The sequence below is a fragment of the Nocardioides sp. HB32 genome (genome assembly GCF_054058995.1).
On record NZ_JBSSBS010000001.1, the window covers coordinates 1,905,222 to 1,930,565 of the forward strand.

The following is a 25,344-nucleotide window of genomic DNA, read 5'->3' on the forward strand; positions in this document are numbered from 1 at the left end:
CGGGTGGTCGGGGCTGGTGTCCCCGGTTTGGGTCTCTGTTGTGACATCGGGCGGTATCGCGGTGGTGCGGGAGCGGTATCGCCTCGGTATCGGCCCCGTTGACTGCGCCTGTGCCCGGGAGGACTGTGAGTGGATGGGCATCACGGTGCTCGGCCCGCTGACGGTGGATGGCTCGGGAACGCTGGGTCGGCGGGACCGCGTGGTTCTTGCATCGCTGGCGACCAATCCCGGACACCCGGTGAGCGCCGACCAGCTCTTCGACGCGCTTTGGGGGGAGCGCCCTCCGGCGTCGGCCGGCAAGATCCTGCAGGGTTGCGTGGTCCGGATCCGCAAGGTGCTGGGGCGGGACGCGGTCCAGACGTCACCGCACGGCTACGTGTTGCACCTGTCCACCGAGGAGGTGGACTCGCTGCGGTTCGAGGACCAGGTCGGCCGGGCCCGGGAGCTGCTCACCCTCGGGGAGGCCGACCGGGCGGCGTACCTGCTGACCGACGCGCTGGCCCTGTGGCACGGGGAGGCCTTCGCCGACCTGGAGAGCTGGGAGCCGGCGGTTGCGGCCGGCACCCGGCTGTCCGAGCTGCGCCTGGAGGCCGAGGAGCTCCGGGTCGACGCTCTGCTGCGGGCCGGGCGGTACCGCGAGGTCCTCTCCGATGCGCACGTTCTGGTCCGCGCCGCGCCGCTGCGTGAGCATCGCTGGGTGTTGCTGGCCCGCGCCCAGTACCAGTCCGGGCAGCAGGGCGAGGCGCTGCGCACGATCCACCAGCTCAAAGGGGTCCTGACCCAGCATCTGGGCATCGACCCTGGCCCCGACGTGGTCGCGCTCGAGACCTCGATCCTGCGGCAGGACTCCTCGTTGCTGGTCGCCGATGCGCCCGCCCCGTCGGCGAGCTGCCCGTGGCTGGGCCTGCGGCCGTACGGCGTCGAGGACGCCGACTGGTTCTTCGGGCGGGACGCCGACGTCGCCGCCTGCCTGGAGATCCTGGCCCGGACCCCGGTGCTCGCCATGGTGGGTCCCTCGGGCTCGGGCAAGTCCTCGCTGCTGCGGGCCGGAGTCGCGGCGGCCCTGCGACGTAGCGGGCAACCCAGCGAGACGATCACGCCCGGCGCCCACCCGATGGAGTCGCTGACCGCGCTCGCGCACGCCCCACGCGGGGCGGCCCTGCTCGTCGACCAGTGCGAGGAGCTGTTCTCGCTGTGCAAGACCCCCGAGGAGCAGCGGGAGTTCCTCCGCACGCTGACCGCTGAGGCCGCGAGCCGGACCGTGGTCGTCGCCCTGCGCGCCGACCACCTGGCCGACCTCGCCACCCACCCGGGCTTCAGCCGGCTCGTCGAACGCGGCATGTACCTGGTCGGCGGGCTGGACGAGGAGGGCCTGCGCAGCGCGGTGGAGACCCCGGCCCGTCAGGCGGGGCTGCTGATCGAGCCGGGCCTGGTCGACCTCCTCGTCCGCGAGGTCAGGAACGACCCCGGGGCGCTGCCCCTGATGTCGCACGCGCTGCTGGAGACCTGGAAGCGCCGCGAGGGCAGCACGCTCACGGTGGCCGGCTACCGAGCGAGCGGCGGCATCAACGGAGCCGTGGCCCAGTCGGCCGAGGGTCTCTACTCCCGAGTCACGGTGGAGCAGAGACACCTCCTGCGCGACCTCGTCCTACGCCTGGTCTCCCCCGGCCCCGAGGGCGAACCGGTCCGCACCCGGGTGCCGCGGCGCCTGGTCGGCACGGACGCCGAGCACGAACAACTCATCGAGATGCTGGTCACCGCCCGGTTGGTCACCAGCGACGACGGCGCCCTCGAGATCACCCACGAGGCCCTCACCCGAGCCTGGCCCCGGCTCCGCGGGTGGCTCGACGACGACATCGAGGGCCAGCGGATCCGCCACCACCTCTCGGCCGCCGCCGACGCCTGGAAGGCGCTCGGCCGTCCAGACAGCGAGCTCTACCGCGGCATCCGGCTGAGCCGGGCGCTCGACTGGAGCGCCCAGGAGGGCACCGCCCTCACCGAGGCCGAGGAACAGTTCCTCGAGGCGTCCTCCCACCACGCCGAGGCCGAGCAGCACAGCATCATCGAACGCGCACGTACTCAGGCTCGGATGATCCGTCGACTCCGGCTCGTCCTGGGCGGCGCCGCCGCACTCCTCGTGATCGCGCTGGTCGCCGGGATGCTGGCGGTGGTCCAGTCCGAGCGAGCGAACGAGAACGCCGCACACGCGGAACAGGCGGCCCTCTCCGCAGACGCACGACGCATCGGGACCCGATCCCAGGTCGTCGACGACATCAGCCTCTCGCTGCTGCTCGCCGCCGCAGGCGCGCGACTGGACCACTCGCCGGAGACCCTGGCCAATCTGGTGGCCGCTCTCGACAAGAGACCGAACCTGGTCCGCTCGGAGCCACCCGCGGGCGGCTTCCTCGAGTCTTTGGCCGTGAGTCCAGACGGCCGGTGGATCGCGTCCTCGGACGAGCAGAATCAGATGCACCTCTACGACGCGTCCACCAGCCGGCTGCTGCGCAGCTACGACGCCCATCGGCCCACAGGCACGTCGGGATCGCTCCTCTCGGCGTTCAGCCCCGACAGCACACAGCTCGCGGTCGTCCTGGAAGACCAGCGCTCCAGGGAGCCCGTCCGCCTGCTGGACCCAAACAACATGCAGCCGACGCGGAAGCTTGGCATCCTCGGCCACGAGCCGCTGTGGGACTCCTACGCCCCACCCTCCTTCAGCGGCGACGGCCGCTACCTCGCCGCTACTGTGAAGCGGCAGCCCCGAGGGACGACCGAGGCAGGCAGCTACCCAGGGTATGCGGTGGTCTGGGACCTCCACTCCCCGCCGGCGCCGCCGATCCGGGTGCCCATCGGAACCGATGACCAAGGGGTCGTCCTCAGCCGTGACGGCCATACCCTCTACACCAGCTGGCCGCTGACGGCGTGGGACGTGGCGACCGGCAAGGCGATCTGGCGGCGCGCGCACGTCTGGTCGTATCTCGTTCTCGAGGCGAGCCCCGACGGGACACTGCTGGCAGTCGGGGCCACGGGTCAGTCGTTCACGGGAAAGAAGGCGCTCCTGGTCAGTGCGGCCACGGGAGCGACGGTCCACACCCTGCGTGGACACCGGGACTGGGTCCGCGACCTCCGGTTCTCACCCGACGGCTCGCTGCTGGGATCGCACTCCCGCGACGGCGAGATCATCGTCTGGAACACCGCCACCGGCCGGCCTCTCGAACGGTGGGACACGCCCGATCAGTGGGGCGTGGGCTTCAGCCCCGACGGCGACGTGGTCTACGAAGGCGGCGGCGACTCGATGCTGCGCACCCGGGACCTGTCGATGGAGGACACCTACCTGCAGCGGACCACCCACCTCCGCGACGCCGACGTGTTCGCGCAGGCCGACTTCTCCCCGGACGGACAGCAGATGGCCTACCGCTGGCTCGACGAAACGGGCGCAGGATGGATCAGATTCGTCGACACAGCCACGGGAGAACGGAGCGCGCCGACGCGCCTCCCGGTTGCGGAGGACTCCGCGGCTCGGAGTAGCTGGCATCCCGACGGCGCGAACTACGTCACTTACTCGTGCACCGACGGCCCCTGCTCCGAGGGCATCGTGACCTTACTCGACTCCGCGACGGGCGAGCTCATCCGGCACCGGCCTCTGGCGGGCGGCCCCGTCCTGGGGCTGGCGTACGTCGACGGGGGCCGCGACCTGCTCATGGCCACCCCCGAACGGACCTTCGTCCTTGACGCCGAGACGCTTCGACCACGGGGAGGCGCGCACGAGGGCCCGGCCCAGAGAGTCATCCCGATCGGGGACGGAAGCACCGCGATGGTTCAGGAGGTGTCCGCCGACCTGACCTCGCTGCACTGGCGGGTGATCGACGTCCGAACGGGCGAGGTCTTGTCCGAGGGGGACCTCGGCATGCGTCCGATCGCCTCGGCTGCCTCTCCGGACGGCTCGACGGTCGCGGTGGCCGGAGGCACCGGGGACCTCACCACCATCGATGTCTCGACCGGGGACGAACGGCGATCCACCAGCCTCGATGCCGAGATGCTCTGGCTCGACTACTCCGCCGACGGCGAGCTCCTGGTCTCCGGCGCCGACGACGGCGGAGTCAGCCTGTGGGACGCCACGACACTCGATCTGCTCGGCACCGTGCACTCACCTCGCCTGGAAGACCCGGTCCCGGCCAGCGCGCAGTTCATCGGCGACAGCCACGACGTCGCCATCGCGTCGTACGACGGCGCGGTCTACCGCTGGGAGACCGACCCCGACCGGGCACTCGACTACGCGTGCCAGATGGCCGGACGGAACCTGACCGACCGCGAGTGGGAAGACTTCCTCCCCGCCCAGCCCTACCGATCAGTCTGCCCGGACCAGGACGGATGACGCTCCCGTGCTCACCTGGAGTCCGCCTACGCGACTTGCCTACATCGGACCAACGCTCTGCCGCCGAACTCGAAACGAGTTCAGTTCGCCGTCGCGGTGGCCGCTGGTTGCGTTGGCCACGTGCGGAACTGGATTGCGTTCTGGACTGGCGGGCTGTTTGCGCGGGTAAGCGTTCAAGAGCGCTGGTCAGGACTGAATTTCCTATCCCCCACGGAGGCGGAGGATCGGGGATGCCGTCGGAGAAAGCACGGGACGACCCCGGTGCAGTTCGAGCGGCCTCGCCGATCCGCCGGCAGTATGCCGAAGCAGGTCCCGACGCGCTGCGACTGGGCAGTCGAGCCGCTGAGTCCTGCTCCTCCGTCAGCGGAGCTCTCAGGGTCACAGCCCGAGCTCCCGGGCCCGCGCGATCGCCTCGACGCGGTTTGCTGCGCCGAGCTTCGTGAAGATGCGGGTGATGTGGTTGCGGACGGTCTTGGCGCTGACCACCAGCTCCTGGACGATCTCGGTGTTGCTGCGCCCGGCTGCGATCAGCGCCAGGACCTCGGTCTCGCGCTCGCTCAGGTCGGCGACCCGACGTGGCGCGGCGTGGGCCGGAGGTGCGCTCATCAGGCTGGTGAGTCGGTCGGCGAGCTCCCGTCCGACGACCACTCCGCCGCCGGCGACGGTGCGCAGGGCAGCCAGGACCGCCGCCTGGTCAGATCCCTTGAGGAGGTAGCCCCGGGCACCCGCATCGAAGGCGGCGCGAAGGGCGCGCTCGTCCTCGTACATCGTCAGCATCAGGACCGGGACGTCCGCCCCGGACGACCGGAGCCGTTCGAGCACCCCGACGCCGTCGAGGCGCGGCAGGTTGAGGTCGAGCAGCACGACGTCGGGGCCGGTCGCTGCGATGACCTCGAGCGCGGACTCGCCGTCGGCTGCGAGTCCCGCGATCTCGACGTCGGGCGCGTCCTCGAGACAGGCCACCAGACCCCGCAGGAAGACCGGGTGGTCGTCGACGGCGACGACGCGGAGCACGGTCATGCCGACACCGCCGTCTGGAGCGGGAGCCGTGCCCGGACGACGGTTCCTGCCACGCCGCTCGTGACCTCGAGGGTTCCGCCGACGTCCTCGGCTCGTTGGCGCATCGAGCCCATGCCGATCCCGCCCGGCCGGTCACCGGCGCCGCCGCAGCCGTCGTCGGAGATCTCGAGCAGCAGGTTCTGGTCGACGGCCTGGACGCGCACCCAGGCTCGCTGGGGCGTGGCGTGGCGCGCGAGATTGGTGAGTGCCTCGGCAGCGATGCGGTACGCCGCGACCTCCACGGCCGCGGGTAGCGACACCTGGTCGGAGGCGTCGACGGTGACTGCCACGCCAGTGCGTTCCTCGATCGACCGACCGAGCTGCTGGAGAGAGCCGACCAGGCCCAGCTCGTCGAGCAGAGCGGGGCGCAGGCCGTCAACGACGCGGCGTACCTCCGCCACCAGGCCGGCCACGTCAGTGCAGAGGCAGGACAGCAGCTGGTGGGCCCGGGCGGGGTTCTGATCCACCGCTCGGTCGGCGGACTCGGCGCCGAGGGCGATGCCGGCGAGCGTGGGACCCACGCCGTCGTGGATGTCGCGACGCAGCCGGCGTCGTTCCTCCTCGACACCGGAGATCAGCTCCTCGCGGGCCGTGCGCAGCTCCTCGGTGAGCGAGCGGGCGTGCAGGACGAGCCCGATCTGGGCGGCTGCGGCCTCCAGCAGCCGCTCGTCGCGGCGGTCGAGCGGCTGGCCGCGTCGTCCCGCACGCAGCGCACCGAGCTCGCGACCGGCACGACGGATCGGGACCGCGAGCGTCGCCGACCCGGCGTCCACCCCCGCCTCGGTGATGCTCGCCGGCTGGTTGATGCGCACGCCGACGTACGAGAGTCTCAGCGTCTCGGCCAGTGCGGCGAGCAGCTCCTCCAAGGTGTGTGCGTCGTCGCTGTTGGCGATCGGACGGGCCAGTCGTGCGGTCGCTGCCGCCGGGTCGCTGCGCTGTCCGTAGAGGAGCCAGTCGACGAAGCGGTGCAGGCGGGTGCTGAGCAGCTCGATGGCGACCACCAGGATGACGGCCAAGGCGATGATCTGCTCGTGGACGCCGGAGTACAGCCGTAGTGGCGGCACGACCAGTGTCGCCATGATGACGGCCACGAACATGAACAACAGGGTGTAGAGCACTCGGTGTACCGAGCGGTCCCACAGCGTCCGGGCCGAGACCCGCCGGGCCCGCGGGACCGCTCCGTCGGTAGCGGTCATGGCGAACAGCGTCGCATGGGGGAGAGGCGCCCGTCAGGGGGATCGCTCGATCACGCCTGCTGCCCGCGAGCGCGGACCTTCTGGACGGTGACGACGACGGCCAGGACCACGAGGATCAGGAACCCGATCAGGAACCCGAACCAGCCGAAGGCGCTGATGTAGTACCACGCGCCGCTCGAGTCGTCGGCTCCGGGCGCGGAGAGCAGGAAGAGACCCAGGGTGACGAGGGCGACGACCGACAGGACTCGGACGGGGTGTTGACGGAGCATGGCTCCTCCTTCGAGAGGTCCCGGCCCAGCGCCGGGGTATGGCCACAGCCTGCAAGGCGCGACCTGCCCGTGTCATGGGACCTGCAGTCCCAAACGAGTCCCACATTGCTCCCGAGTCAGTGGGATCGCCTCGACGCATCTCCCTCGAGGGTCGGCCGAGTCCATGCAGCCGTGTCCGCTACCAGGTGCGGCGGCGTCGCCTCGACGATGCGACAGCACGGGGGCGGCGGTCAGCGGACCCAGAGTTGGCTGAGGAGGGGCCCGATGTCGCGGCTGTCGTTCTGGTAGTTGCCGACGCGTCTGGCGTTGAGCCACCAGTTGACGGGGTTGGCGAGCGGCACGAGCGCCGCGTGGTCCGTGACAGCGCGGTCGACGTCGGCCCAGGTGGCCAGCGCGGTGGTCGGGTCGGTGCGGAAGGCCGCATCGGCGGCAGCCGTCCGTCGGTCGAGGCCTCGGTTGCAGTAGTTGAACGGGTACCCGCCGGTTGCGCCGCACCCGACGAGGTCGAAGAAGTTCGACGGAGCGGGGAAGTCCGCGAACCAGCCGCCGGCCTCGACCTGGATGCCGCTGTCGTTGCCGTAGTAGGTGTCGACGCTGTGCTGGGTGTTCGGGAGGTGGCGGATCCTCGCCCGGTACCCGAGGTCCCGCAGAACGCCGGCCAGGTACGCACTCAGTGGGGGTTCGGGGTCGTCGACGATGTCCGTCACCGCGACCTCCATCCCGCGCGTCCCTGACTCGGTCACCAGGCGCGCCGCCCGATCCGGCACGGGGCCTCGGTAGCCGTTGAGGGCCGCGTCGGTCGTGAACGGGCAGTACCGGGTGTAGCCCGGCATGCTCGGCGGCAGCAGCTGGCAGGTGGTGGCCGCGACCGCGGGCCCCGCCCAGGAGGTCGACGACCTCCTCCCGGTCGACCGCGTAGTTGACGGCCCTGCGGACCCGGACGTCGTCGAAGGGGGCGATCGATGAGTTCAGCACTGCGAAGTAGATCCCCTGGACGATGCTGCTGTGCAGGCGGCTGGGCAGCGAGACGGAGAGCCGGTCCACGATCGAACCCGCCTCCCGGCCGGTCTCGCCCAAGGGGGTCAGCTCGGCCAGGTCGGCGTCCCCTTGCCGTACCGCGGCCACGGCCGCCCGGACGTCGGTGACGTGTGTCCAGGTGATGCGGTCGGCGAAGCCGTCGGGCTGCGCCGGAGCGGACCACTGTCGGAAGTAGGGGTTGCGGTCGAGGTCGAATGTCCGGTGCGGCCGATAGCCGGTGACCCGGTAGGGGCCGGTGCCGGGCAGCGCCGATCCCAGGTCGCGCAGTGGTGTGCCCGCGGGTGTCGGGACGACCAGGAGGGTCAGCTTGTAGGGGAAGAGGGGGTCGGGTGCGGTGAGGTGGAAGGTCACGCGGCCGTCGTCGTCGTCCGCGACCACGCCGCGACCCAGGTCGCACGACGCCGGCCGGGTCGGGTGCTCGATGCACGCCTGGGCTCCCACGACGCCGGCGTAGAAGTCGGGACGGCCTGACCGTGACAGCAGCGCTCGATGCACGCCGCGCACCAGGTCGGACGCCTTGATCTCGGCACCGGTCGAGTACCTGATGCCGCGACGGAGGTTGAAGGTGTAGGTCCGGCCGCCATCGGTGGGCTCGGGGACCGTGGTCGCGAGGTCGGGCACGAGGACCTGCGGATCCGCGGTGGAGTAGTTGTAGGCCAGCAACCCGTCGTAGACACCGCGGACGGCGTGCAGGGTGGTGCGCTCGTAGATGCCCGCGGGGTCGATACCCGCGATGTCGCCCGGCAGCAGCGCTGCGGCGATCCGCAGCGTTCCGCCACGGTGGCCGCTGGACGGGAAGGCACCAGACGCGACCCACAGGTGGTCGCCGACGACGGTCAGGGCCGCGACGGGCGCGCCGGCGTCGATGATGTGAGATCGCCCGGTGTCCGGGTCGATGCGGACTAGTGCCCCCGAGTACTTCGCCGCCACCCAGATCGAGTCGCCGAGAGCGGCGACAGCGGTGGGTCCGTCTGGCACGCTGATCGTGTCGGTGTGCCCGGTGGCGACGTCGATCCGGGTGACGCTCTGGGAGAGCTCGTCGGCGACCCACACGTCGGGTCCGGCCCGGGCCAGGCCGCGTGGCCCGGTGCCGACCTGGACCGGTGGCGTCATCTGCTGCCCGGTGCGGCCGTCGATCCGCATGACGCTGCCGGACCGACCATTCGCCACCCACACCGAGGTGCCGTCGACGGCCAGGCCGTCGGGACCGTCGCCGACCGGGATCGGGACGGCGGGGACCCCGCTGACCGGATTGATCCGCTGGATCGTGTTGTCACCGCTGTTGGCGACCCACAATCCGGCCGGGCCCGCAGCGATGGCGTCAGGCCCGCTGCCGACGTCGATGGTGTCGACCACCCTGCCGGTGGGTCCGTCGATCCGCGAGACCGTCCCGTCGGCGAAGTTGGTGACCCACAGGTCGTCGCCGGTGACGGCTACGGCGCGTGGATCGTGACCGACGCTGGTCACCTGCTGGATCGCACTCGTCGACGGATCGATCTCGGACACCGTGTCTTCGCCGGCGCTGACGACCCACACCCGGTCCCGCGCCAGGGCAAGCGCGATCGGGTTCGCTCCGACAGCCACCGAGGTGACGATCGATCCGGACCCGTCGACCTGGCTCGCGGCGTTGGCCGGCACCCCGCGCTGGGACCGGGGCCCCGCTGGGTCGTCCCGGCCCGCCATGGTCGCTCCGACCGTCAGGAGCGCCACGGTGGCGATGCCGGCGACGACCCCGCCCAGCCGCCGCCGGCGGCTACGCGTCCGGCCGCCCGGCCGCGGCGCAGGTGCGTGTGCTCGCTCCGCGGACGCCGCAGGCGTCTGGGCGGGAGTGGTGGCAGAGCCGGACGTTGCAGGCAGGCCCGCTCGTGGTCCTCGGCACGCCAGTGTCGGGTCTTGCGACAGGATCCTGCTGTTGAGCTCCTGCAACGGCGGGCTGGGGTCGATCCCGAGCTCGGTCCCCAGCAGCGCCCGCAGCTCCCGGTAGGCGGCCAGGGCGTCGGACTGGCGGCCGGATCGGTACAGCGCAAGCATCCTTTGGGCGTGCAGGGCCTCGCGCAGTGGGTGCTCGGCGACGAGCGCCTCCAGCTCTCCGAGGACGTCGAGGTGGTCTCCCAGCTCGAGCCGCGCCTGGACGCGGGACTGCTGCGCAGAGGTGCGCATCTCGTCCAGCCGTGCCCGCAGTGGCAAGACGAAGTCGAGGTCGGCGAGGTCGGCGAGGACATCGCCGCGCCATCGCGCGAGTGCGGAACCGTACGCGGTGACCGCAGGATTCAGCGCGCCCAGGTGCATCGCGAGGTCTCCGGCAGCCACGTCCTGCTCGAACCGGGTCATGTCGACCCATGACGGGTCGATGTCGAGCAGGTAGCCGCCCGGCACGGTCACCAGGACGCGTCCGGGGGTGCCGTGGGCGCGCGTCGGCTCCAGCAGCCGGCGAAGGCGGAACACGTAGGTCTGCAGGCTCGTGACCGCGCCCGGGGGCGGGGCGGTGCGCCACACCTCGTGCATCAGGCGCTCGATGCTGACGACCCTGCCGAGCTCACAGACGAGCAAGGCGAGCACGACCCGCTGCTGGCGTCCTCCCAGCGGCACACGCTTCCCGGCGTACGTCGCCTCGAGCGGACCCAGCACCCCGAAGGCGAGTGACGCGACGGCCGTGTCCGAATCCCTCATGCGCACGTCGATCCTGGTGGTGTCACCACAGCGTAGACCCGTTCCGGATCGCTCCACGAGGCTTCTCGGGCGGGTTGTCGTGGCTCGTGCGACCCGGATGCAAGGTCTTTCCAAGCCGTCCGGGCTCCAATGCCTGGAGCCGGGACGCCTTGCGCGCCACGGACCCCGCTCTCCCGAGTGAGGCACCTCGCCCAGCCCCTGGAGGCTGCCATGTCGTACATCTCCAAGCGCGTGATGCTCAGCCTGGCCGCAGCGGTCCCGCTGCTGCTGGCGTCTGCGCCCGCCGCCGTCCTCGCGGCCCCGGCCACCGCAGCGTCGGTCAGCTCGACGTCCGGTGCGGCGGCGCCGACGCGGCAGGCCTCCGGCACGTCGTCGTGCAGTCACGACCGTCTTCGCGCTGCCGGGTCGGCGCCGCGGTTGCTCGCTTCGGGGCTGGAAGGCGCGCTCGGCAGCACCATCGGTCCAGACGGCGCGCTGTACGCCGTCGAGGGCATCGCCGGCGAGGTGGCTCGGATCGACCGGTGTTCCGGAGCGGTCTCCACGTGGGCATCGGGGCTGCCGACGCGGGTGCTCGAGGGCCCCGGCGGAGCCATGGACATCGCCTTCGTCCGCGGCGTTGCCTACGTGCTGGTCTCGCTCGTCGGATCGGATGTCGGCGGTGACAGTGTCGTGGGGATCTACCGGGTGGACGGTCCGACGACGGTGACACCGGTGGCCGACATCGGCAGCTGGGCGATCGCGAACCCGCCTGCGCCGGCGTTCTTCGTGCCGAGCGGGGTCCAGTTCGCGCTGCTGCCTTGGCGCGGCGACCTGCTGGTCACCGACGGGCACCACAACAGGGTGCTGCGCGTCGACCTCGACGGCGCCGAGGGTGCCAATGTCTCCGAGGTGATCGCCTTCGACGACATCGTCCCCACCGGTCTCGAGCGCCGTGGCCACACGGTGCTGATGGCTGAGGCCGGCCCGGTGCCTCACCTGCCCGAGAACGGGAAGGTCGTCGCCTTCCGCCCCGGCGGCACGACCGTCCGCGAGGTCGCGGCCGGCGCCCGGCTCGCCGTGGACGTCGAGAGCGGCGCCCGTGGGTTGTACGTCCTCTCGCAGGGCGAGTTCACCCCCGGCAATCCCGAGGGCTCGCCCGCGGACCCCGACACCGGGGCGCTGATGCGGGTCCGTCGCGACGGCACCTTGACCAGCGTGGCATCCGGCCTGGACCGGCCGACCTCGATGGAGATCGTCGGTCGGCGGGCGTACGTGGTCGACCTGGACGGCGACATCTGGTCGATCTGTCTGCGCAGCGATCGGCACCAGGGCTGACGGCCATGGCTTCCCCGGACGACCACGAAGAGCTGGCCACGACCCCGGCTGCGAGCCCGGGCACGAACCCGAGTCCGACCCCTCTCCGCCGTCACCGGCCGGCGCCCCGGGTCGAGGGAAGGCTGAGCAGGACCTGCGCCGCCATGTTCGTGGTGCTGCTCGGCGTCTCCGGCTGCGGAAGCAGCGACAGCGACGGCGGGTCGGCGGCGGTGGACACCTCGGACCAATCCATGACCGTCGACCCTGCATTCGTCGACCGCGCCGAGGCCGTCTGCACGTCGTACGCGGACTACAACGCCGAACACTTGCTCCGGCTACCAGGATTCAGCAGGTTCGCGCCGGACCCGGACCAGTTGCCGAAGGTCGCCGCCTTCCTCGACCGCAACCCGGCCTACCACACGCTCGTGTCGAAGCTGGAAGGTCTCGGCGACCCATCGACCGGCGGTACCGCTTGGACGACGGCCGTCGCTGATCTCGGTGACGGGCAACGACTCGTGCAGGAGGAGGTGCGCCAGGCTCGAGCCCGGGACGCCGACGCGTTCGCCGCGGCAGAGCAGGATCGCGCCGACAGCAACGCTGCGCTCCACGCCGACCTGATCGCCGCGGGGCTGTCCGCGAACTCCCCATGCCTCGCCGCGCAGGTCGACCCGCTGCAGACCACCACGGCGATGCACTAGGTGACCGTGTCCTGGACCTGGGTGCTGAGCCGCTCGGCGGGTGGGTCGTTCCCGCAGGCCAGCGCACGAGTGGCCCGGTCGGAGCTCCATCTCCTACCCGCCGCGGACGCGAGGGCGAGTAGGACCGACCTCGACCGGGGACAGTGTGCCCAGCCGAGGGCTCGGCTCACGGCAGGTGGGTCTAGCCTTCGCTCGACCACACCGTCGGGAGTCAGGAGCAGTGATGGCGACGATCAGCCAGCGGACCGGAGCGGCGGCGACCGCCATGCTCGGGCTCGGGGTCTACCGACCCGAGCGCCTCGTCACCAACGATGAGATCTGCGAGGTGCTCGACTCCAGCGACGAGTGGATCCGGACGCGGTCCGGCATCCGGACCCGGAGGTATGCCGCGGCGGACGAGTCGCTCCTCGACATGGCGGCTATCGCGGCCGAGCGGGCGCTGGCCGCGGCCGGTGTCGCCGCCGGCGACCTCGGCACGGTGATCGTCGCGACGTCGACCCACGTCCAGCACACCCCGGCCGCGGCGCCGGTGCTGGCGAACCGGCTCGGCTCGCGGGCCGCGGCGTTCGACGTCTCAGCGGGTTGTGCGGGCTTCTGCCATGCCCTGTCCGTCGGCTCCGACCTGGTCCGCGGCGGCAACTCCCGCTACGTGCTGGTCGTCGGGGTCGAGCGGCTCAGCACCTTCATGGACCCCACCGACCGCGGCACCGCGTTCATCTTCGCCGACGGTGCGGGCGCCGTCGTGGTGGGCCCTGCCGACGAGCCCGGCATCGGACCGGTGGCCTGGGGCTCGGACGGCTCGCAGTCCCACGTGATCACGCAGTCGCTGCCCTGCGACGAGCTCGACGCGGAGCATCCGCTCGTCGTGCAGATGGAGGGCACGGCGGTCTTCCGCTGGGCGCCGTTCGCGATGGCGGACGTCGCCCGCGTGGCCGTCGACGAGGCCGGGCTCGCGATGTCGGACCTCGACGCGTTCATCCCGCACCAGGCGAACCTGCGGATCACCGAGACCCTGGCCCGCAACCTCAAGCTCCCGCCCGAGATCGCGGTCGCGCGCGACGTCCAGGACTCGGGCAACACGTCCGCCGCATCGGTGCCGCTGGCCATCGAGGCGATGCTGCGCGGCGGCGAGGCGAGCGTCGGGGACACCGCCCTGCTGATCGCGTTCGGCGCCGGCCTCAGCTACGCCTCGCAGGTCGTCACGCTGCCGCCGGTCGCTGCCTCCTAGAGCCCGCGCCACCCGCCGGTGACCCGGCCGACGCGTGCGGAGAGGCCGGTGCCGACCAGGACGCCGGGATGATGGAGCCCGCCGAGAGCTCGATCGTGGCCATCGTCAGCAGGTCCGGCACCGCCCGCCACCCGGACAGCGTGGCGGCGGAGCGCACCGCTCCGACTCGCCCGGATCGGGTGAATGTCCGCCCGTGGGGCCGACCTAGCGTCGTGGCCGTGCCCGGACGAACCAGCGGTGTGCTCGCGGCCACCTGCCTCTCGACGCTCGTCGTCAACGCCAACACCTCGGCGGTGAGCATCCTGCTCCCGGCGATCAGCGAGGACACCGGCATGTCGGTCGACACGCTGCAGTGGGCGGTGACCGGCTACTCGCTGGTCGGCGCGGCCGTGATCATCACCTCGGGCTCGCTCGGCGACGTGTTCGGCCGCAAGCGCATCTTCCAGATCGGCCTGCTCCTGTTCGTGGTCTCGTGCGTGCTCATCGCCGTGGCGCAGAGCGGCGGCATGGTCATCGCCGGACGCCTCATCCAGGGCGCTGCGGGTGCGACCATCCTGGCCTGCGGCCTGAGCCTGCTCACGGTGGCGACCTCGGGCGACCAGCAGCTGAAGTTCGTGTCGCTCTGGGGGGCCGCGGCCGCGGTCGGCGCCGCCGCCGGGCCGCTGCTCGGCGGTCTCCTCGTCGACCTCACCGGCTGGCAGGGCCTGTTCTGGATCGACGCGGGCGTCGCCGTGGTCTGCATGCTGCTCACCTACGCGACCGTCCAGGAGTCGCGCGACGAGAACCGCACGGGCGCGATCGACTATCTCGGCACCGTCCTGATCGCGCTCACCCTGGCGCCGCTGATCTACGGGTTCACCAAGAGCGGCGACTGGGGCTGGCTGTCCGCGGCCACGCTGGGCTGCTTCGCGGGTTCGGTCGTGGCCGGGTTCCTCTTCGTGTTGACCGAGAAGAGGGTCGCCGTACCCCTCCTGGACCTGGCGCTGCTGCGCAACCGGATCCTCGTCGGCTCCACCCTGGCGATCCTGATCGGCGCCGGCACCATCAACGGCCTGATGTACCTGCTCAGCCTCTACTTCCAGAACCCGGCGGCGCTCGGCTTCAGCCCGCTCGAGGCGGGCCTCGCGACGCTGCCCGCCACCGTCGGGCTCGTCGTGGTCGCGCCGTTCGTCCCGAGGCTGTCGAACGGGCTCGGCGGCCGCCAGGTGATCGGCGTCGGCTTCATCCTGATGGCCGCCGGGTTCGTGGGCATCGGCCTCGTCGACGCCGGGTGGCAGTACGCCGCGTTCCTGCTGCCGATCCTCGCGATCGCGGTCGGGATGGGCCTCTCCAACGGCCCGTCGTCGTCCGCCGCGACCTCGTGCGTCCGGCAGGAGCAGGTGGGTGAGGCCTCCGGCGTCTCCAACATGGCGCGGTACGTCGGGGCGGCGGTCGCGACCGCGCTCGCGGCCAGCATCTACGGCGGCGTCCAGGCCAACCACCTCGACGACGGCGCCAGCGCCTCCGACGCCCTGGCGTCCGGCCTCGCCGCCGCGTCCTGGCTGATGGCCGTGATCAGCGCCCTCGGCATCCTGCTCGCGCTCGTCGCCATCCGGCGGCATCGGGCGGCGCAGGGCACCATCCAGGACGCGGCGGCCTCGGCAGCGGCCCACCTCCACACCATCCCGACCTCGGCCGCAGGGAGTGCCTCGTGAGTGCCGTGCCGTTCACCCGCCACGACTACGCGGCGCGGATGGCCCGCGTCGTCGAGGAGGGCCGCGCGGCCGGGCTGGACGGCGTGCTGATCACGCCCGGCCCCGACCTGTACTGGGTCACCGGCTACCAGCCGACCGCGATCACCGAGCGCCTCACGATGCTGTTCCTGACCACAGACCGGGAGCCGACGCTGCTCGTGCCGACCCTCGAGCGGCCGGACGCCGAGGCGGCCGTCGGGGCCGGCGCGACCACGCTCGCCGACTGGACCGACGGCGCCGACCCCTTCGCCGCGGCCGGCACCATGCTCCGCCCGGACGGCACCTACGGCATCTCCGACAACGCCTGGGCGCTGCACCTGCTCGGACTGCAGGCCGCGCTGCCGGGCACGGCGTACCACTCGCTCACCCACCGGCTGCCGATGCTGCGCGCGGTCAAGGACGGCAACGAGCTGGCTCGTCTGGAGGCGGCCGGTGCGGCCGCGGACGCGGCGTACGGCGAGATCCTGGGCTTCCGGTTCTCCGGGCGCAAGGAGACCGACGTGGCAGGTGACCTCGCCGAGCTGCTGCGGAGGTTCGGCCACGAGCAGGTCGACTTCACCGTCGTCGGCTCCGGCCCGAACGGCGCGGACCCCCACCACGAGGCGGGGGACCGGGTCATCGAGGTCGGCGACTGCGTGGTGCTCGACTTCGGCGGGCTGCGCGACGGCTACGGCTCCGACACCAGCCGCACCGTCTGCGTCGGCGAGCCGACCGCCGAGATCCGTGAGGTGCACGAGGTCGTCCGCCTGGCGCAACAGGCCGGCGTCGACGCCGTCCGCCCCGGGATCGCGTGCCAGGAGGTCGACCGCGCCGCCCGCAGGGTCATCACCGACGCGGGGTACGGCGAGCAGTTCATCCACCGGACCGGGCACGGGATCGGGACGACGACGCACGAGCCGCCGTACATGATCGAGGGCGAGGAGCTGCCGCTGGTGCCCGGCATGTGCTTCTCGGTCGAGCCCGGGGTCTACCTCACCGGCCGCTTCGGCGTGCGGATCGAGGACATCGTCACCGTCACCGCCGGCGGCGGGCGACGCTTCAACAACACCGACCGCGCGCTGCAGGTCGTCGCGTGATCACCCGTTGCAGGTGACCCCCACCGCGGTTCACGGGCGTCAGAGTGAGCACGACCAGACCCGTCTCAGGAGGCATCGATGACTGCGATGGACGTGCCGGCCGACGAGCCGGTGGTCGCGCGAACGCGGGCGACGCCCGCCACCCACTGGATCTCGTGGGTCGCCCTGGCCATGATGACGACCAGCTCGGTGGCGAGCCTGCGGGCCGCGCCGACGATGGCGGTCTACGGCCTGGCCTGTGTGTTCCTCTACATCGTCCCGGCGATCGTGTTCCTGCTGCCGACCTCGCTGGTCTCGGCCGAGCTCGCGTCCGGGTACGAGGGCGGCATCTACAACTGGGTGTCGCGCGGCATCTCCAAGCCGATGGGCTTCCTCGCCGTCTGGTGCCAGTTCGCGATGACCATCTTCTACTACCCGAGCCTGCTGGGCTTCGTCGCCAGCACCCTGGCCTACGTCATCAACCCCTCGCTCGCGTCGAGCGGGGTGTGGACGGCCTGCGTGATCGTGATCGTCTACTGGAGCGGCGTGTGGGTCTCGGCTCGCGGTACGGCGGGCGTCGCCGGGCTCGCCAGCGGTGGCCTCATCATCGGCACCCTGATCCCGGGCGTGGTGCTCGTGCTGCTGGGCGTGGTGTTCCTCGGCCAAGGGAACGAGTCCGCGGCGCCGATGGACTCCGCGCACCTGCTGCCCGCCTGGGCGGGGCTCTCCAGCCTGGTCCTGATCGTCAACAACTTCCTGTCGTACTCCGGCATGGAGATGAACGCCGTGCACGTCGGCTCGCTGAAGAAGCCGGACAAGGAGTTCCCGAAGGCGATGTTCCTCGCCATGGGCATGGTGCTCCTCATCTTCATCTTCCCGGCGCTCGCGATCAGCTGGATCGTGCCGGCCGAGGACCTTTCGCTCACCGCCGGTGTGATGCAGGCGTTCGACGCCGTGTTCGCGGAGTTCGGGACCCAGTGGCTGACGCCGATCTTCGGCATCATGCTGGTCGCCGCCTCGCTCGGCGGCATGCTCACCTGGCTCGCCGGGCCCAGCAAGGGTCTGCTGCTGATCTCCCGCGAGGAGGGCTACCTCCCGCCATGGCTGCAGCGGCTGAACAAGCACGGTGTCCAGCAGAACATCCTGGTCGCGCAGGGCGCGGTCACCACCGTCATCGCGCTGGGCTACGCGCTGATCCCGGACGTGTCGAGCGCGTACTGGATCTTCTCGGTGATCACGACGCAGGTGTACCTGATCATGTACCTGCTCATGTTCGTGGCGGCGGTCCAGCTGCGCCGCAAGGACCCGGACCATCCACGCGGCTTCCGAGCGCCGATGCTGATCGGGCTGTGCGGCGTCGGCTTCGCCGCGTCGCTGGCGGCGCTGCTGATCGGCTTCGTGCCGCCCTCGCAGTTCGGCGGCGGCAGCAACGCGACGTACTTCCTGATCGTCGGTGGCGGCGCGCTCGGTCTCGGGCTGCTGGTGCCGTTCCTCTTCTACCGCTTCCGCAAGCCCGGCTGGAAGCAGCCCGAGACTGCCGAGGGGGTGGCGTCGTGAGCGGGTACGAGGTCGAGGACCCGAAGCGGACCTGGATCTACTGGGTCGCGATCGGGCTCCTCGTCGTGGCGATGGTCATCGGTCTGTTCACGTTCAGCTCGGCCCGCTCCAGCCAGCAGGCCGAGGACAAGGCAGACCAGCTGACCGCGGCCCTGCAGGACGCGGGGCTCGGCGCACCGTCGCACGACCAGATCGTGCGCGTCCTCGGCGACGACGGCGGCGCACTGTGCGAGGACCCCGGCAGCGCCCTGCGCAAGGCGATCCTGTTCGGCCAGCTCGTCAACGGGGCCACCGGACCCGGCCAGCGGCCGATCATCGCGGACAACCGCGTCGTTCAGGGCCAGCTGATCGCGCTGCAGGTCTACTGCCCCGACGAGCTCGCAGACTTCAAGGACACCGTCCAGGACCTCGACTTCGGGGACGTGATCCGGGGATGACCGACGACGACCTGCGGGCCCGCGTCTCGGAGCTGATGCCGCGGGTCCGCGGGGAGCTCGCCGACCTGGTCGCGATCCCGTCGGTCGCCGATCCCCGGCAGTTCCCACCAGAAGAGTGCGCGCGCGCCGCGAAGTGGGTGGTCGAGGCGTTCCGTGAGCTCGGCTTCGACGACATCGGCCTGCACGAGACGGCCGACGGCAGCAACGCCGTCGTCGGGTCGCGCGCCGCCACCGACCCGGACGCGCCGACCGTCCTGCTGTACGCCCACTACGACGTCCAGCCGCCGCTCGACGACGACGCCTGGCGCACCCCACCGTTCGAGCTCACCGAGGTCGACGGTCGCTGGTTCGGTCGCGGCGCCGCCGACTGCAAGGGCAACATCCTCATGCACCTCACCTCGCTGCGAGCGCTCGGCGACGACGTGCCGGTCCACCTCAAGCTGGTCGTCGAGGGCTCCGAGGAGCAGGGCACCGGCGGCCTGGAGGACTTCGTGCCGAGGCACGCCGACCTGCTGCAGGCCGACACGATCCTGGTCTGCGACACGGGCAACGCCGCCGTGGGTGCCCCGGCCGTCACCGTCAGCCTGCGCGGCATGGTCAACGTGGTGGTGCACGTCGAGGCGCTGCCGACCGAGCTGCACTCCGGCATGTTCGGCGGGCCGACTCCCGACGGGCTCGCCGCGCTGGTGCAGATGCTCGCGTCGCTGCGCGACGCCGGCGGCAACACCACGGTCACCGGGCTCGACCACGCGCAGACGTGGGAGGGCGCGCCGTACGACCCGGCGTCCTTCCGGTCCGACGCGCTGCTCGCCGAGGGCGAGTCGCTGCTCGGCTCCGGGTCGGTCTCGGACATGCTCTGGGCCCGCCCAGCGCTGACGATCCTGGGCATCGACTGCCCGCCCGTCGTCGGCTCGACCGCGGCGATCGTGCCCCGCGCCAGCGCCCGGCTCAACCTGCGGATCCCACCCGGCACCGGGCCGGAGGAGGCGCTCGCCGCACTCACGGACCACCTGACCACCGCCGCCCCGTGGGGCGTCACCGTGACCGTCGAGACCGAGGCCACCGGCAGCCCGTTCCGGGCCGCGACGGATGGCCCAGCGTACGACGCGATGCTCGGGGCGATGCGCGACGCATACGGAGTCGGCGCGGTGCTGCTCGGCCAGGGCGGCTCGATCCCGCTGTGCAACGTGTTCGCCGACACCTACCCCGGCGCCGAGATCGTCCTGATGGGGGTCGAGGAGCCGTTGGCGCTGATCCACGCCCCCAACGAGAGTGTCGACCCCGGCGAGATCGAGCGGCTGGCCACGGCCGAGGCGATGTTCCTCCAGAGGTACCGACGGTCGTGACCGGGGTTCGCCTCGCCCTCGGCGCGCTGGCGCTCGCCCTGCTCACCGGCTGCGGCAGCGACGGGTCGCCCGCGGACCGGCCGAGCCCCTCTATCTCGCCGACGCTGTCGCCCAGCCGGACCCTGCCGAGCCCGACGCGGACGCTGGCACCCACCGACGAGCCCAGCGACGAGCCCAGCGAGACCGACAGCAGCAGCACCGTCGGTCCGACGTCGGCACCGCCGACCGACAGCGAGACGCCGACGGCGAGCGAGTCGTCCACGAGGACCACGACTCCAGAGCCGACACGAACCGCGACCGTCACCGAGACGGTCACGCCCACGCCCGTCGCGACCGGGACCACGACGCCCACGGCGAGCGCGTCCCCGAGCCCGGAGGAGTCGACCGAGGCCACTGAGGAGGACTCGACCGGCTGGTGGTGGCTGGTCGGCGGCCTGGTGCTCGCCGGCGCGGTCCTGGTCGGTGTCCTCGTCGCCCGCCGGCACCGGCGCAAGACCCCACCCCCGGTGGGGTGATGCCGCGCCACCCCGGACGCGCGGACCATTCCCGAAAGGGTGTCGAGGAGGCCACGCATGAGCTCTGAGTCCAGGTACGAGATCGACTACTCGACGAAGGGTGCGGTCGCGGACGTCACGGCCACGTTCGCCGGCGTCCTGCTGATCGTGGTGGCGCTGCTGGACATCCTCCAGGGCGCCTCCGCCATCGCGAACGACGACCTGTACTCGCAGGGCAGCGACTACCTCTACAAGTTCGACATGGACGTGTGGGGCTGGGTCCACGTCGTCCTCGGGGTCATCTCGATCGCGGTCGCAGTGGGCATCATCAGGCGCGTCGGCTGGGGTCAGCTGGGCGGCATGATCGTCGCCGGCCTCGGGATCCTGACGAACTTCGCCGCGCTCCCGCACTACCCCATCTGGTCCGTGATCGTCATCGCGTTCTACGCGCTCGTGATGTGGTCGCTGAGCGTCCAGATGAAGAACTACCGCTGAGACGTCTACCCCGTCGGGGGTGGTGCGGGACCACCCGCGCCGTCCCGAGCATGTGCTCACATCTGACCAGCCAGGAGGCTCATCGTGACAACCGTGTTCGAGTACACCGTCGGGGACGCATTTCTGACGATGCTCTGGTTCTTCCTGTTCTTCATCTGGATCTGGCTGCTGATCTCGGTCTTCAGCGACATCTTCCGCAGCGACGACCTGGGCGGCTGGGGCAAGGCCCTGTGGACCGTCTTCGTGATCTTCCTGCCCTACCTCGGTGTCTTCGTCTACCTGATCGCGCGCGGCAAGAAGATGGGCGAGCACGCGGTCCGGGAGCACGCACGCCAGGAGCAGCACATGCGCGAGTACGTGCAGAGCGTCGCCGGCAGCGGCGGTGGCGGCTCCAGCGCGGCCCAGGAGATCGAGCGGCTGCACCAGCTCAAGAACCAGGGCGCGATCACCGACGACGAGTTCCAGGCGGCCAAGGCCAAGCTGCTCGTCTGACATCGGTACGGCGGACGGGGACCAGCCATGTCTCAGCCTGACACCGACCTCGACCTGGTCGAGTACGTCGTCATCGCGGTGCCGGAGCTGTCCTCGACCGTCGCCGTGGCGGCTGCCCTGCGGGAGCTCGTCGAGTCCGCCCGGATCCGGATCCTCGACCTGGTCGGGGTGACCACGGGCGCGGACGGCCGGGGCACCGTCGTCGAGCCCGAGCAGCTCTCCGGCCTCGCCGACCTCCGCGACGTGGAGGGCGAGGTCGGGGGGCTGCTGAGCGAGGACGACATCGCCCTCGCGTCGGGTGCCCTCCAGCCCGGCACCTCGGCGCTGATCCTGGTCGTCGAGGACCGGTGGGCCCAGCTGCTGGCCGATGCCGCTCGCACGAGCGGCGGCCGGATCGTCGGCGGTGAGCGGATCCCGCGGCACCGGCTCGAGCAGGCGCGGCGCTCGCGGCCGGCGGACGGTGCACCGTGAGGCGCGTTGCGGCCTCGCGTCGGCAGCACCTGGACCTGCTGCGCCGGCGACCGACCCTCGACCCGGTCCCGGTCGAGCGACCCGGCGCGGTGCGCCGGGTCGACCAGCTGCGCGCGCTCCTGCAGCTGGTGGATCGGGGCGTGCTGTCCGCGGAGGAGTTCGAGCGCCAGGAGCGGAAGGTCTACCGCCCCTAGTGTCCTAGCCCCTGGCCAGCAGGCGCAGCGCCCGCGCCGTCGCGACCGCGTCGGCGCGCGAGTTCGCGCCGAGCTTGCGGTAGATCACCCGCAGGTGGAACTTCAACGTGTTCTGCGAGACGAACAGCTCGCCTGCGATCTCGCGGAGGGTGAGCCGGCTGGGCAACAGCCGCAGCACGTCGCGCTCCCGCTCGGTCAGCGGCTCCACCAGCTGCGCGGTCGGCAGGACCGGCGCCGCCTCGGTGGTGAGCGCCCGGCGCAGCCGGTCCAGCCAGGCGTCGGGAACCCGCCACGCCGCCAGCTCGACCAGCTCGAGGACCGTCGGACCCTCCGCCGCGATCGACTGGAGCATCCCGTGCTCCGCGGCCAGCTCGGCGGCGAACGCCACCGACTTCGCGGCGGCCTCCCTGTCCTCGCCCAGGAGCGCCCGCGCCAGGACGAGCCCGCGCACCACCTCATGGCGCGTGCAGCGCGGCGTCGCGCGCTGCACTGCCTCGGCGGCCTCGGCACGGAGGCCGCGGGCGAGGTGCACCCGCGCCTCGGAGAGGGGGCCCCAGAACGGGTCGTCGAGCTCCGCGACGCACCGTTCGGCGGCGGCGACTTCGTGCTGTGCCAGCGCCACCAGGACGGCGACCCGCGCGACCCGGCCCCGGTGCGGGCCCGGTCGGTCGGCGTCCCGCAGCAGCCGCTCGGCCTCCGCCACGTCGCCCTCGGCGAGTCGTGCCTCGACCAGCTCGAGGCCGGCCAGGACGTCGACGTAGGTGCTGGCGTGGGTCTCGTCGGCGGCCAGTCGACGCAGCGCCGCCTCCGCGTCCTCCCGATCGCCGAGCTCCCGCGTCGCGACCGCTCCGGCCAGGTCCAGCATCTCCAGCAGGGTGGCCAACTCGGCGTCCGCGACGACGGGGCGCACTCCGGCGGCGACCCGGATCGCGTCGAGCGGGTGCCCGGCCAGGGCGAGGCCGACGGCCCGGGCGGTCTCGTGGGCGAGCCGGCGGTCGCTGGTGGCGCCGACCGCGAGTCGCGCCTCCTCGACGAGCGGGTCCGCGTCGTCCCAGGACTCGCGCGCCGCGATCGAGTGCGCCGCGATGCTCCAGCCGAACCTGCCGAGGGGGTCGTCCATCGACCCGCCCCGTCCGTGGGCGATCGCCGCCGGCCAGTCGCCGGCGACGTACGCCGCCAGCGCCTGCAGCACGTCGCAGTCGGCCGTCGTCACCGGGTCGCCACCCGGGGCTCCGATCAGCAGGCGGCACCAGGAGTCCCTCATCCGGGTGGTGTCGTCGGCGCCGCTCACCTCCGGCGGGATCCGCTCCAGGACCCGCTCGACCAGCGCCGTACGGCCGCTGTCCACCAGGCTCACGACGATCGCCGCCAGCAGCCGCAGCGCCTCCGCGGGCTCGCCGGCGTCCAGCCAGTGCTCGAGGGCGGCGGCGCCGTCGCCCATGCCCTCGAACCACTGGGCGGCGCGCAGGTGCTGGTCGCACAACCGCTCGGGCCAGCGTCGCTGGAGCTCGGCGAGCAGCATCTCCCGCACCAGCCCGTGCACCTCGAACCATCCGCCCGGGGCGAGGCTGGTCACGAACAGCCCCCGCTCCTCGGCCTCCAGCAGGAGGTCGCCGGCGTCGGGACGCCCGGTGAGCGTCTCCGCGAGCCCGTAGTTCATCCGGTCCACGACCGCGGTCGACAGCATCAGGCCGACCAGCTCGGAGCGCTCGGCTCGCAGCACCTCGTGCCACACGTAGCTGTCGACCAGCCGGTCCGGCCCGGACGGCAGCTCCCGACGGGAGCGGACGGCGAGCGCCGCGAGCTGGAGCGCGGCCGCCCACCCGTCCGCCCACCCGGCGATGCCCACCAGGTCGTCGGCGGCGGCGTCGGGGCAGAGCCCGGTCAGCATCGCCAGCGCCTCCTCGTCGGAGAACCGCAGCATGTCGAAGTCGATGTCGGCGAGCGCGCCGTTCGCGCGCAGCCGGTCGACGGGCAGCGGCGGCCGGCGGCGACCCAGCAGCAGGACGTGCAGCCACTCGGGGCGCCGCTCGACGAACTCCTCGAGCGCCGCCCGGGACTCGGGCAGGTCGTCGATCCGGTGCACGTCGTCGACGACCAGGACGCTTGCGGGCCCCTCGGCCAGCCTCTCGAGCGCCGCGGCCGTCGCCGCCCAGAACTGCGCGGGGTCGCGGTCGGAGTCGTTCAGCGTCAGCCACGCGGTCGGGCGGTCGGTACGGCGTACCCAGTCGGCGGCCGCGGCCGTCTTCCCGGATCCGGCCGGAGCGACGATCGCCGTGACCGGGTACGTCGCGAGGTCGTCCAGCAGTGCGGTCAGGCGGCTCCGGTGCACGAAGTGCTCCGGAGCACCCGGCACACGGAGCTTCGAGCGGAAGAACGGCGAGTCGAACCTGCCGCGCTGGACCAGCACGTCAGCCCGCCAGCAGCTTCGCCTTCTGCGCCGCGAACTCCTCGTCGGTGAGGATGCCCTTGTCCCGCAGCCCGCCCAGCTTCTCCAGCTGCGCGATCAGGTCGTCGTCGTCCTGCGCGGCGACCGGAGCGGGCGGCGGGGGAGCCGCGTAGGCCGGCTGGGCGTACTGCTGCTCCTGGTACGCCTGCGCGTCCGACTGCTGCTGCCAGCGCCCGGCCTGCCTCCGGGAGACGCGGTTCGAGACCGCCGTCGCCGTACCGGCGACCACCGCGGTGCGCGCCATGCCACCGATGAGTCCCATGGATCAGCCTTCCTGTTCGAGCGAGTCGAGCGCGGCCATGACCTCGTCGGCCGGGATGCGCCCGCTCGCGATGACGTCGGCACCCTGGCGGCGGAGCGCCGAGACGAAGGGGCCGGCCCAGGTGTTCTCGTAGAGCAGCACCGCCACCGCGTCACCCTCACCCACGAGGGCCGCGCTCGCGGCGAGGTCCTCGTCGTCGAGCAGGCCCGACTCCACGCCGGTGAAGACCGCGAGGTCGAGCTCGCCGTCGCCGTCGAGGTCGGTCAGGGCTACGGCCGCGAACTGGCCGTCGGCGCTCACGACGGCGACGCGCAGGTCGAGCACGCGGATGATGCCGCGGTCGACGAGGTCGACGAGCGCAGCGAACGCCTCACCGGTGAGCTTGGCTCCCGGGAACTCGACGGCCAGGTAGTCGACGGGTCCGACGTCGAGGGTGGATTGGGTCATCAGTCCCTCCTCAGGGATCAGGATGTCTCGACGGTGCCACTCGCCGGAGTACGGCGGTTCACCCGCTTCGGGTGGCTTGTCCCGGCCCA

General features: G+C 71.9%; 22 protein-coding genes. 14 read left to right on the plus strand and 8 right to left on the minus strand.

Translation table 11 applies throughout. The annotated features are described in order from the left end of the window. Nucleotides 1-133: 133 nt before the first annotated feature. Nucleotides 134-4,372, plus strand: a complete 4,239-nt coding sequence (locus ACVW2K_RS09745) for an nSTAND1 domain-containing NTPase (RefSeq protein ID WP_457202361.1) — start codon at nt 134-136, stop codon at nt 4,370-4,372. Nucleotides 4,373-4,750: 378 nt separating this feature from the next. Here the strand turns inward: ACVW2K_RS09745 and ACVW2K_RS09750 are convergent, their stop codons facing one another. The 4 genes from ACVW2K_RS09750 to ACVW2K_RS09765 form a co-directional block, all read right to left on the minus strand. Beyond that, complete coding sequence (locus ACVW2K_RS09750) at nt 4,751-5,392, minus strand: response regulator (protein WP_457202362.1); 642 nt, start codon at nt 5,390-5,392, stop codon at nt 4,751-4,753. Next, nucleotides 5,389-6,627, minus strand: coding sequence for a histidine kinase (locus tag ACVW2K_RS09755; protein WP_457202363.1), 1,239 nt, complete (start codon nt 6,625-6,627; stop codon nt 5,389-5,391). Before ACVW2K_RS09755 ends, ACVW2K_RS09750 begins: the two co-directional genes overlap by 4 nt. A gap of 50 nt (nt 6,628-6,677) precedes the next feature. Next, a complete protein-coding gene (locus tag ACVW2K_RS09760) occupies nt 6,678-6,896 on the minus strand; it encodes a hypothetical protein (RefSeq protein ID WP_028637253.1) in 219 nt (72 codons plus the stop codon). 72 nt (nt 6,897-6,968) lie between these two features. Continuing rightward, on the minus strand, nt 6,969-10,604 hold the full coding sequence (locus tag ACVW2K_RS09765; protein WP_457202364.1) for a BTAD domain-containing putative transcriptional regulator: 3,636 nt from the start codon (nt 10,602-10,604) through the stop codon (nt 6,969-6,971). 210 nt (nt 10,605-10,814) lie between these two features. Between ACVW2K_RS09765 and ACVW2K_RS09770 the strand changes: the two genes are divergently transcribed. Continuing rightward, entirely contained in the window at nt 10,815-11,918 is a 1,104-nt protein-coding gene (locus ACVW2K_RS09770) for a ScyD/ScyE family protein (protein ID WP_457202365.1), read from the plus strand. Between the two features lie 91 nt (nt 11,919-12,009). On the opposite strand, the gene ACVW2K_RS09775 is transcribed toward ACVW2K_RS09770, so the two are convergent. Continuing rightward, nucleotides 12,010-12,150, minus strand: a complete 141-nt coding sequence (locus ACVW2K_RS09775; protein WP_457202366.1) for a hypothetical protein — start codon at nt 12,148-12,150, stop codon at nt 12,010-12,012. Here ACVW2K_RS09775 and ACVW2K_RS09780 point away from each other — a divergent pair. From ACVW2K_RS09780 to ACVW2K_RS09835, 12 genes are all read left to right on the plus strand, one after another. Continuing rightward, nucleotides 12,149-12,595: a hypothetical protein gene (locus ACVW2K_RS09780; RefSeq protein ID WP_457202367.1), complete on the plus strand. Its 447-nt coding sequence runs from the start codon at nt 12,149-12,151 to the stop codon at nt 12,593-12,595. The two genes, ACVW2K_RS09775 and ACVW2K_RS09780, sit on opposite strands and share 2 nt — an antisense overlap. A gap of 223 nt (nt 12,596-12,818) precedes the next feature. After that, nucleotides 12,819-13,823, plus strand: coding sequence for a beta-ketoacyl-ACP synthase III (locus tag ACVW2K_RS09785; protein ID WP_051549136.1), 1,005 nt, complete (start codon nt 12,819-12,821; stop codon nt 13,821-13,823). Nucleotides 13,824-14,041: 218 nt separating this feature from the next. Beyond that, nucleotides 14,042-15,517, plus strand: a complete 1,476-nt coding sequence (locus ACVW2K_RS09790; protein WP_231496192.1) for an MFS transporter — start codon at nt 14,042-14,044, stop codon at nt 15,515-15,517. Further along, nucleotides 15,514-16,632, plus strand: coding sequence for an aminopeptidase P family protein (locus ACVW2K_RS09795; RefSeq protein WP_457202368.1), 1,119 nt, complete (start codon nt 15,514-15,516; stop codon nt 16,630-16,632). The genes ACVW2K_RS09790 and ACVW2K_RS09795 overlap by 4 nt, the downstream gene beginning before the upstream one ends. Nucleotides 16,633-16,710: 78 nt before the next feature. Beyond that, nucleotides 16,711-18,168 carry an APC family permease gene (locus tag ACVW2K_RS09800; RefSeq protein ID WP_457202369.1) on the plus strand — a complete coding sequence of 486 codons (1,458 nt, stop codon included), beginning with the start codon at nt 16,711-16,713 and terminating at the stop codon, nt 18,166-18,168. After that, nucleotides 18,165-18,605 carry a hypothetical protein gene (locus ACVW2K_RS09805; protein WP_457202370.1) on the plus strand — a complete coding sequence of 147 codons (441 nt, stop codon included), beginning with the start codon at nt 18,165-18,167 and terminating at the stop codon, nt 18,603-18,605. Before ACVW2K_RS09800 ends, ACVW2K_RS09805 begins: the two co-directional genes overlap by 4 nt. After that, a complete protein-coding gene (locus tag ACVW2K_RS09810) occupies nt 18,602-19,951 on the plus strand; it encodes a M20/M25/M40 family metallo-hydrolase (RefSeq protein WP_457202371.1) in 1,350 nt (449 codons plus the stop codon). Before ACVW2K_RS09805 ends, ACVW2K_RS09810 begins: the two co-directional genes overlap by 4 nt. Further along, nucleotides 19,948-20,466 carry a hypothetical protein gene (locus ACVW2K_RS09815; RefSeq protein ID WP_457202372.1) on the plus strand — a complete coding sequence of 173 codons (519 nt, stop codon included), beginning with the start codon at nt 19,948-19,950 and terminating at the stop codon, nt 20,464-20,466. The genes ACVW2K_RS09810 and ACVW2K_RS09815 overlap by 4 nt, the downstream gene beginning before the upstream one ends. 57 nt (nt 20,467-20,523) lie before the next feature. Further along, nucleotides 20,524-20,940: a DUF7144 family membrane protein gene (locus ACVW2K_RS09820; protein WP_028637243.1), complete on the plus strand. Its 417-nt coding sequence runs from the start codon at nt 20,524-20,526 to the stop codon at nt 20,938-20,940. 84 nt (nt 20,941-21,024) lie between these two features. Beyond that, entirely contained in the window at nt 21,025-21,432 is a 408-nt protein-coding gene (locus ACVW2K_RS09825; RefSeq protein WP_231496191.1) for an SHOCT domain-containing protein, read from the plus strand. 27 nt (nt 21,433-21,459) lie between these two features. Continuing rightward, on the plus strand, nt 21,460-21,903 hold the full coding sequence (locus tag ACVW2K_RS09830; RefSeq protein ID WP_028637241.1) for a DUF6325 family protein: 444 nt from the start codon (nt 21,460-21,462) through the stop codon (nt 21,901-21,903). Next, nucleotides 21,900-22,097, plus strand: coding sequence for a hypothetical protein (locus tag ACVW2K_RS09835; RefSeq protein ID WP_028637240.1), 198 nt, complete (start codon nt 21,900-21,902; stop codon nt 22,095-22,097). Before ACVW2K_RS09830 ends, ACVW2K_RS09835 begins: the two co-directional genes overlap by 4 nt. A gap of 4 nt (nt 22,098-22,101) precedes the next feature. Here the strand turns inward: ACVW2K_RS09835 and ACVW2K_RS09840 are convergent, their stop codons facing one another. Genes ACVW2K_RS09840 through ACVW2K_RS09850 form a run of 3 tightly spaced genes read right to left on the minus strand, consistent with a single transcriptional unit; the run spans nt 22,102 to nt 25,255 of the window. Next, the gene (locus ACVW2K_RS09840; protein WP_457202373.1) at nt 22,102-24,507 is read right to left on the minus strand and encodes a LuxR C-terminal-related transcriptional regulator; all 2,406 of its coding nucleotides are present in this window, start codon (nt 24,505-24,507) and stop codon (nt 22,102-22,104) included. A 1-nt stretch (nt 24,508) separates the two neighbouring features. Beyond that, complete coding sequence (locus tag ACVW2K_RS09845; RefSeq protein WP_028637238.1) at nt 24,509-24,808, minus strand: SHOCT domain-containing protein; 300 nt, start codon at nt 24,806-24,808, stop codon at nt 24,509-24,511. 3 nt (nt 24,809-24,811) lie between these two features. Then, nucleotides 24,812-25,255: a DUF6325 family protein gene (locus ACVW2K_RS09850; RefSeq protein ID WP_028637237.1), complete on the minus strand. Its 444-nt coding sequence runs from the start codon at nt 25,253-25,255 to the stop codon at nt 24,812-24,814. Nucleotides 25,256-25,344 lie beyond the last annotated feature (89 nt).

What these genes read in the sequence shown, in the direction of transcription:
- ACVW2K_RS09745 (WP_457202361.1), top strand. Translation starts at nt 134, where the DNA reads ATGGGCATCACGGTGCTCGGCCCGCTGACGGTGGATGGCTCGGGAACG.
- ACVW2K_RS09750 (WP_457202362.1), bottom strand. Translation starts at nt 5,392, where the DNA reads ATGACCGTGCTCCGCGTCGTCGCCGTCGACGACCACCCGGTCTTCCTG.
- ACVW2K_RS09755 (WP_457202363.1), bottom strand. Translation starts at nt 6,627, where the DNA reads ATGACCGCTACCGACGGAGCGGTCCCGCGGGCCCGGCGGGTCTCGGCC.
- ACVW2K_RS09760 (WP_028637253.1), bottom strand. Translation starts at nt 6,896, where the DNA reads ATGCTCCGTCAACACCCCGTCCGAGTCCTGTCGGTCGTCGCCCTCGTC.
- ACVW2K_RS09765 (WP_457202364.1), bottom strand. Translation starts at nt 10,604, where the DNA reads ATGAGGGATTCGGACACGGCCGTCGCGTCACTCGCCTTCGGGGTGCTG.
- ACVW2K_RS09770 (WP_457202365.1), top strand. Translation starts at nt 10,815, where the DNA reads ATGTCGTACATCTCCAAGCGCGTGATGCTCAGCCTGGCCGCAGCGGTC.
- ACVW2K_RS09780 (WP_457202367.1), top strand. Translation starts at nt 12,149, where the DNA reads ATGACCGTCGACCCTGCATTCGTCGACCGCGCCGAGGCCGTCTGCACG.
- ACVW2K_RS09775 (WP_457202366.1), bottom strand. Translation starts at nt 12,150, where the DNA reads ATGGATTGGTCCGAGGTGTCCACCGCCGCCGACCCGCCGTCGCTGTCG.
- ACVW2K_RS09785 (WP_051549136.1), top strand. Translation starts at nt 12,819, where the DNA reads ATGGCGACGATCAGCCAGCGGACCGGAGCGGCGGCGACCGCCATGCTC.
- ACVW2K_RS09800 (WP_457202369.1), top strand. Translation starts at nt 16,711, where the DNA reads ATGACTGCGATGGACGTGCCGGCCGACGAGCCGGTGGTCGCGCGAACG.
- ACVW2K_RS09810 (WP_457202371.1), top strand. Translation starts at nt 18,602, where the DNA reads ATGACCGACGACGACCTGCGGGCCCGCGTCTCGGAGCTGATGCCGCGG.
- ACVW2K_RS09820 (WP_028637243.1), top strand. Translation starts at nt 20,524, where the DNA reads ATGAGCTCTGAGTCCAGGTACGAGATCGACTACTCGACGAAGGGTGCG.
- ACVW2K_RS09830 (WP_028637241.1), top strand. Translation starts at nt 21,460, where the DNA reads ATGTCTCAGCCTGACACCGACCTCGACCTGGTCGAGTACGTCGTCATC.
- ACVW2K_RS09845 (WP_028637238.1), bottom strand. Translation starts at nt 24,808, where the DNA reads ATGGGACTCATCGGTGGCATGGCGCGCACCGCGGTGGTCGCCGGTACG.
- ACVW2K_RS09850 (WP_028637237.1), bottom strand. Translation starts at nt 25,255, where the DNA reads ATGACCCAATCCACCCTCGACGTCGGACCCGTCGACTACCTGGCCGTC.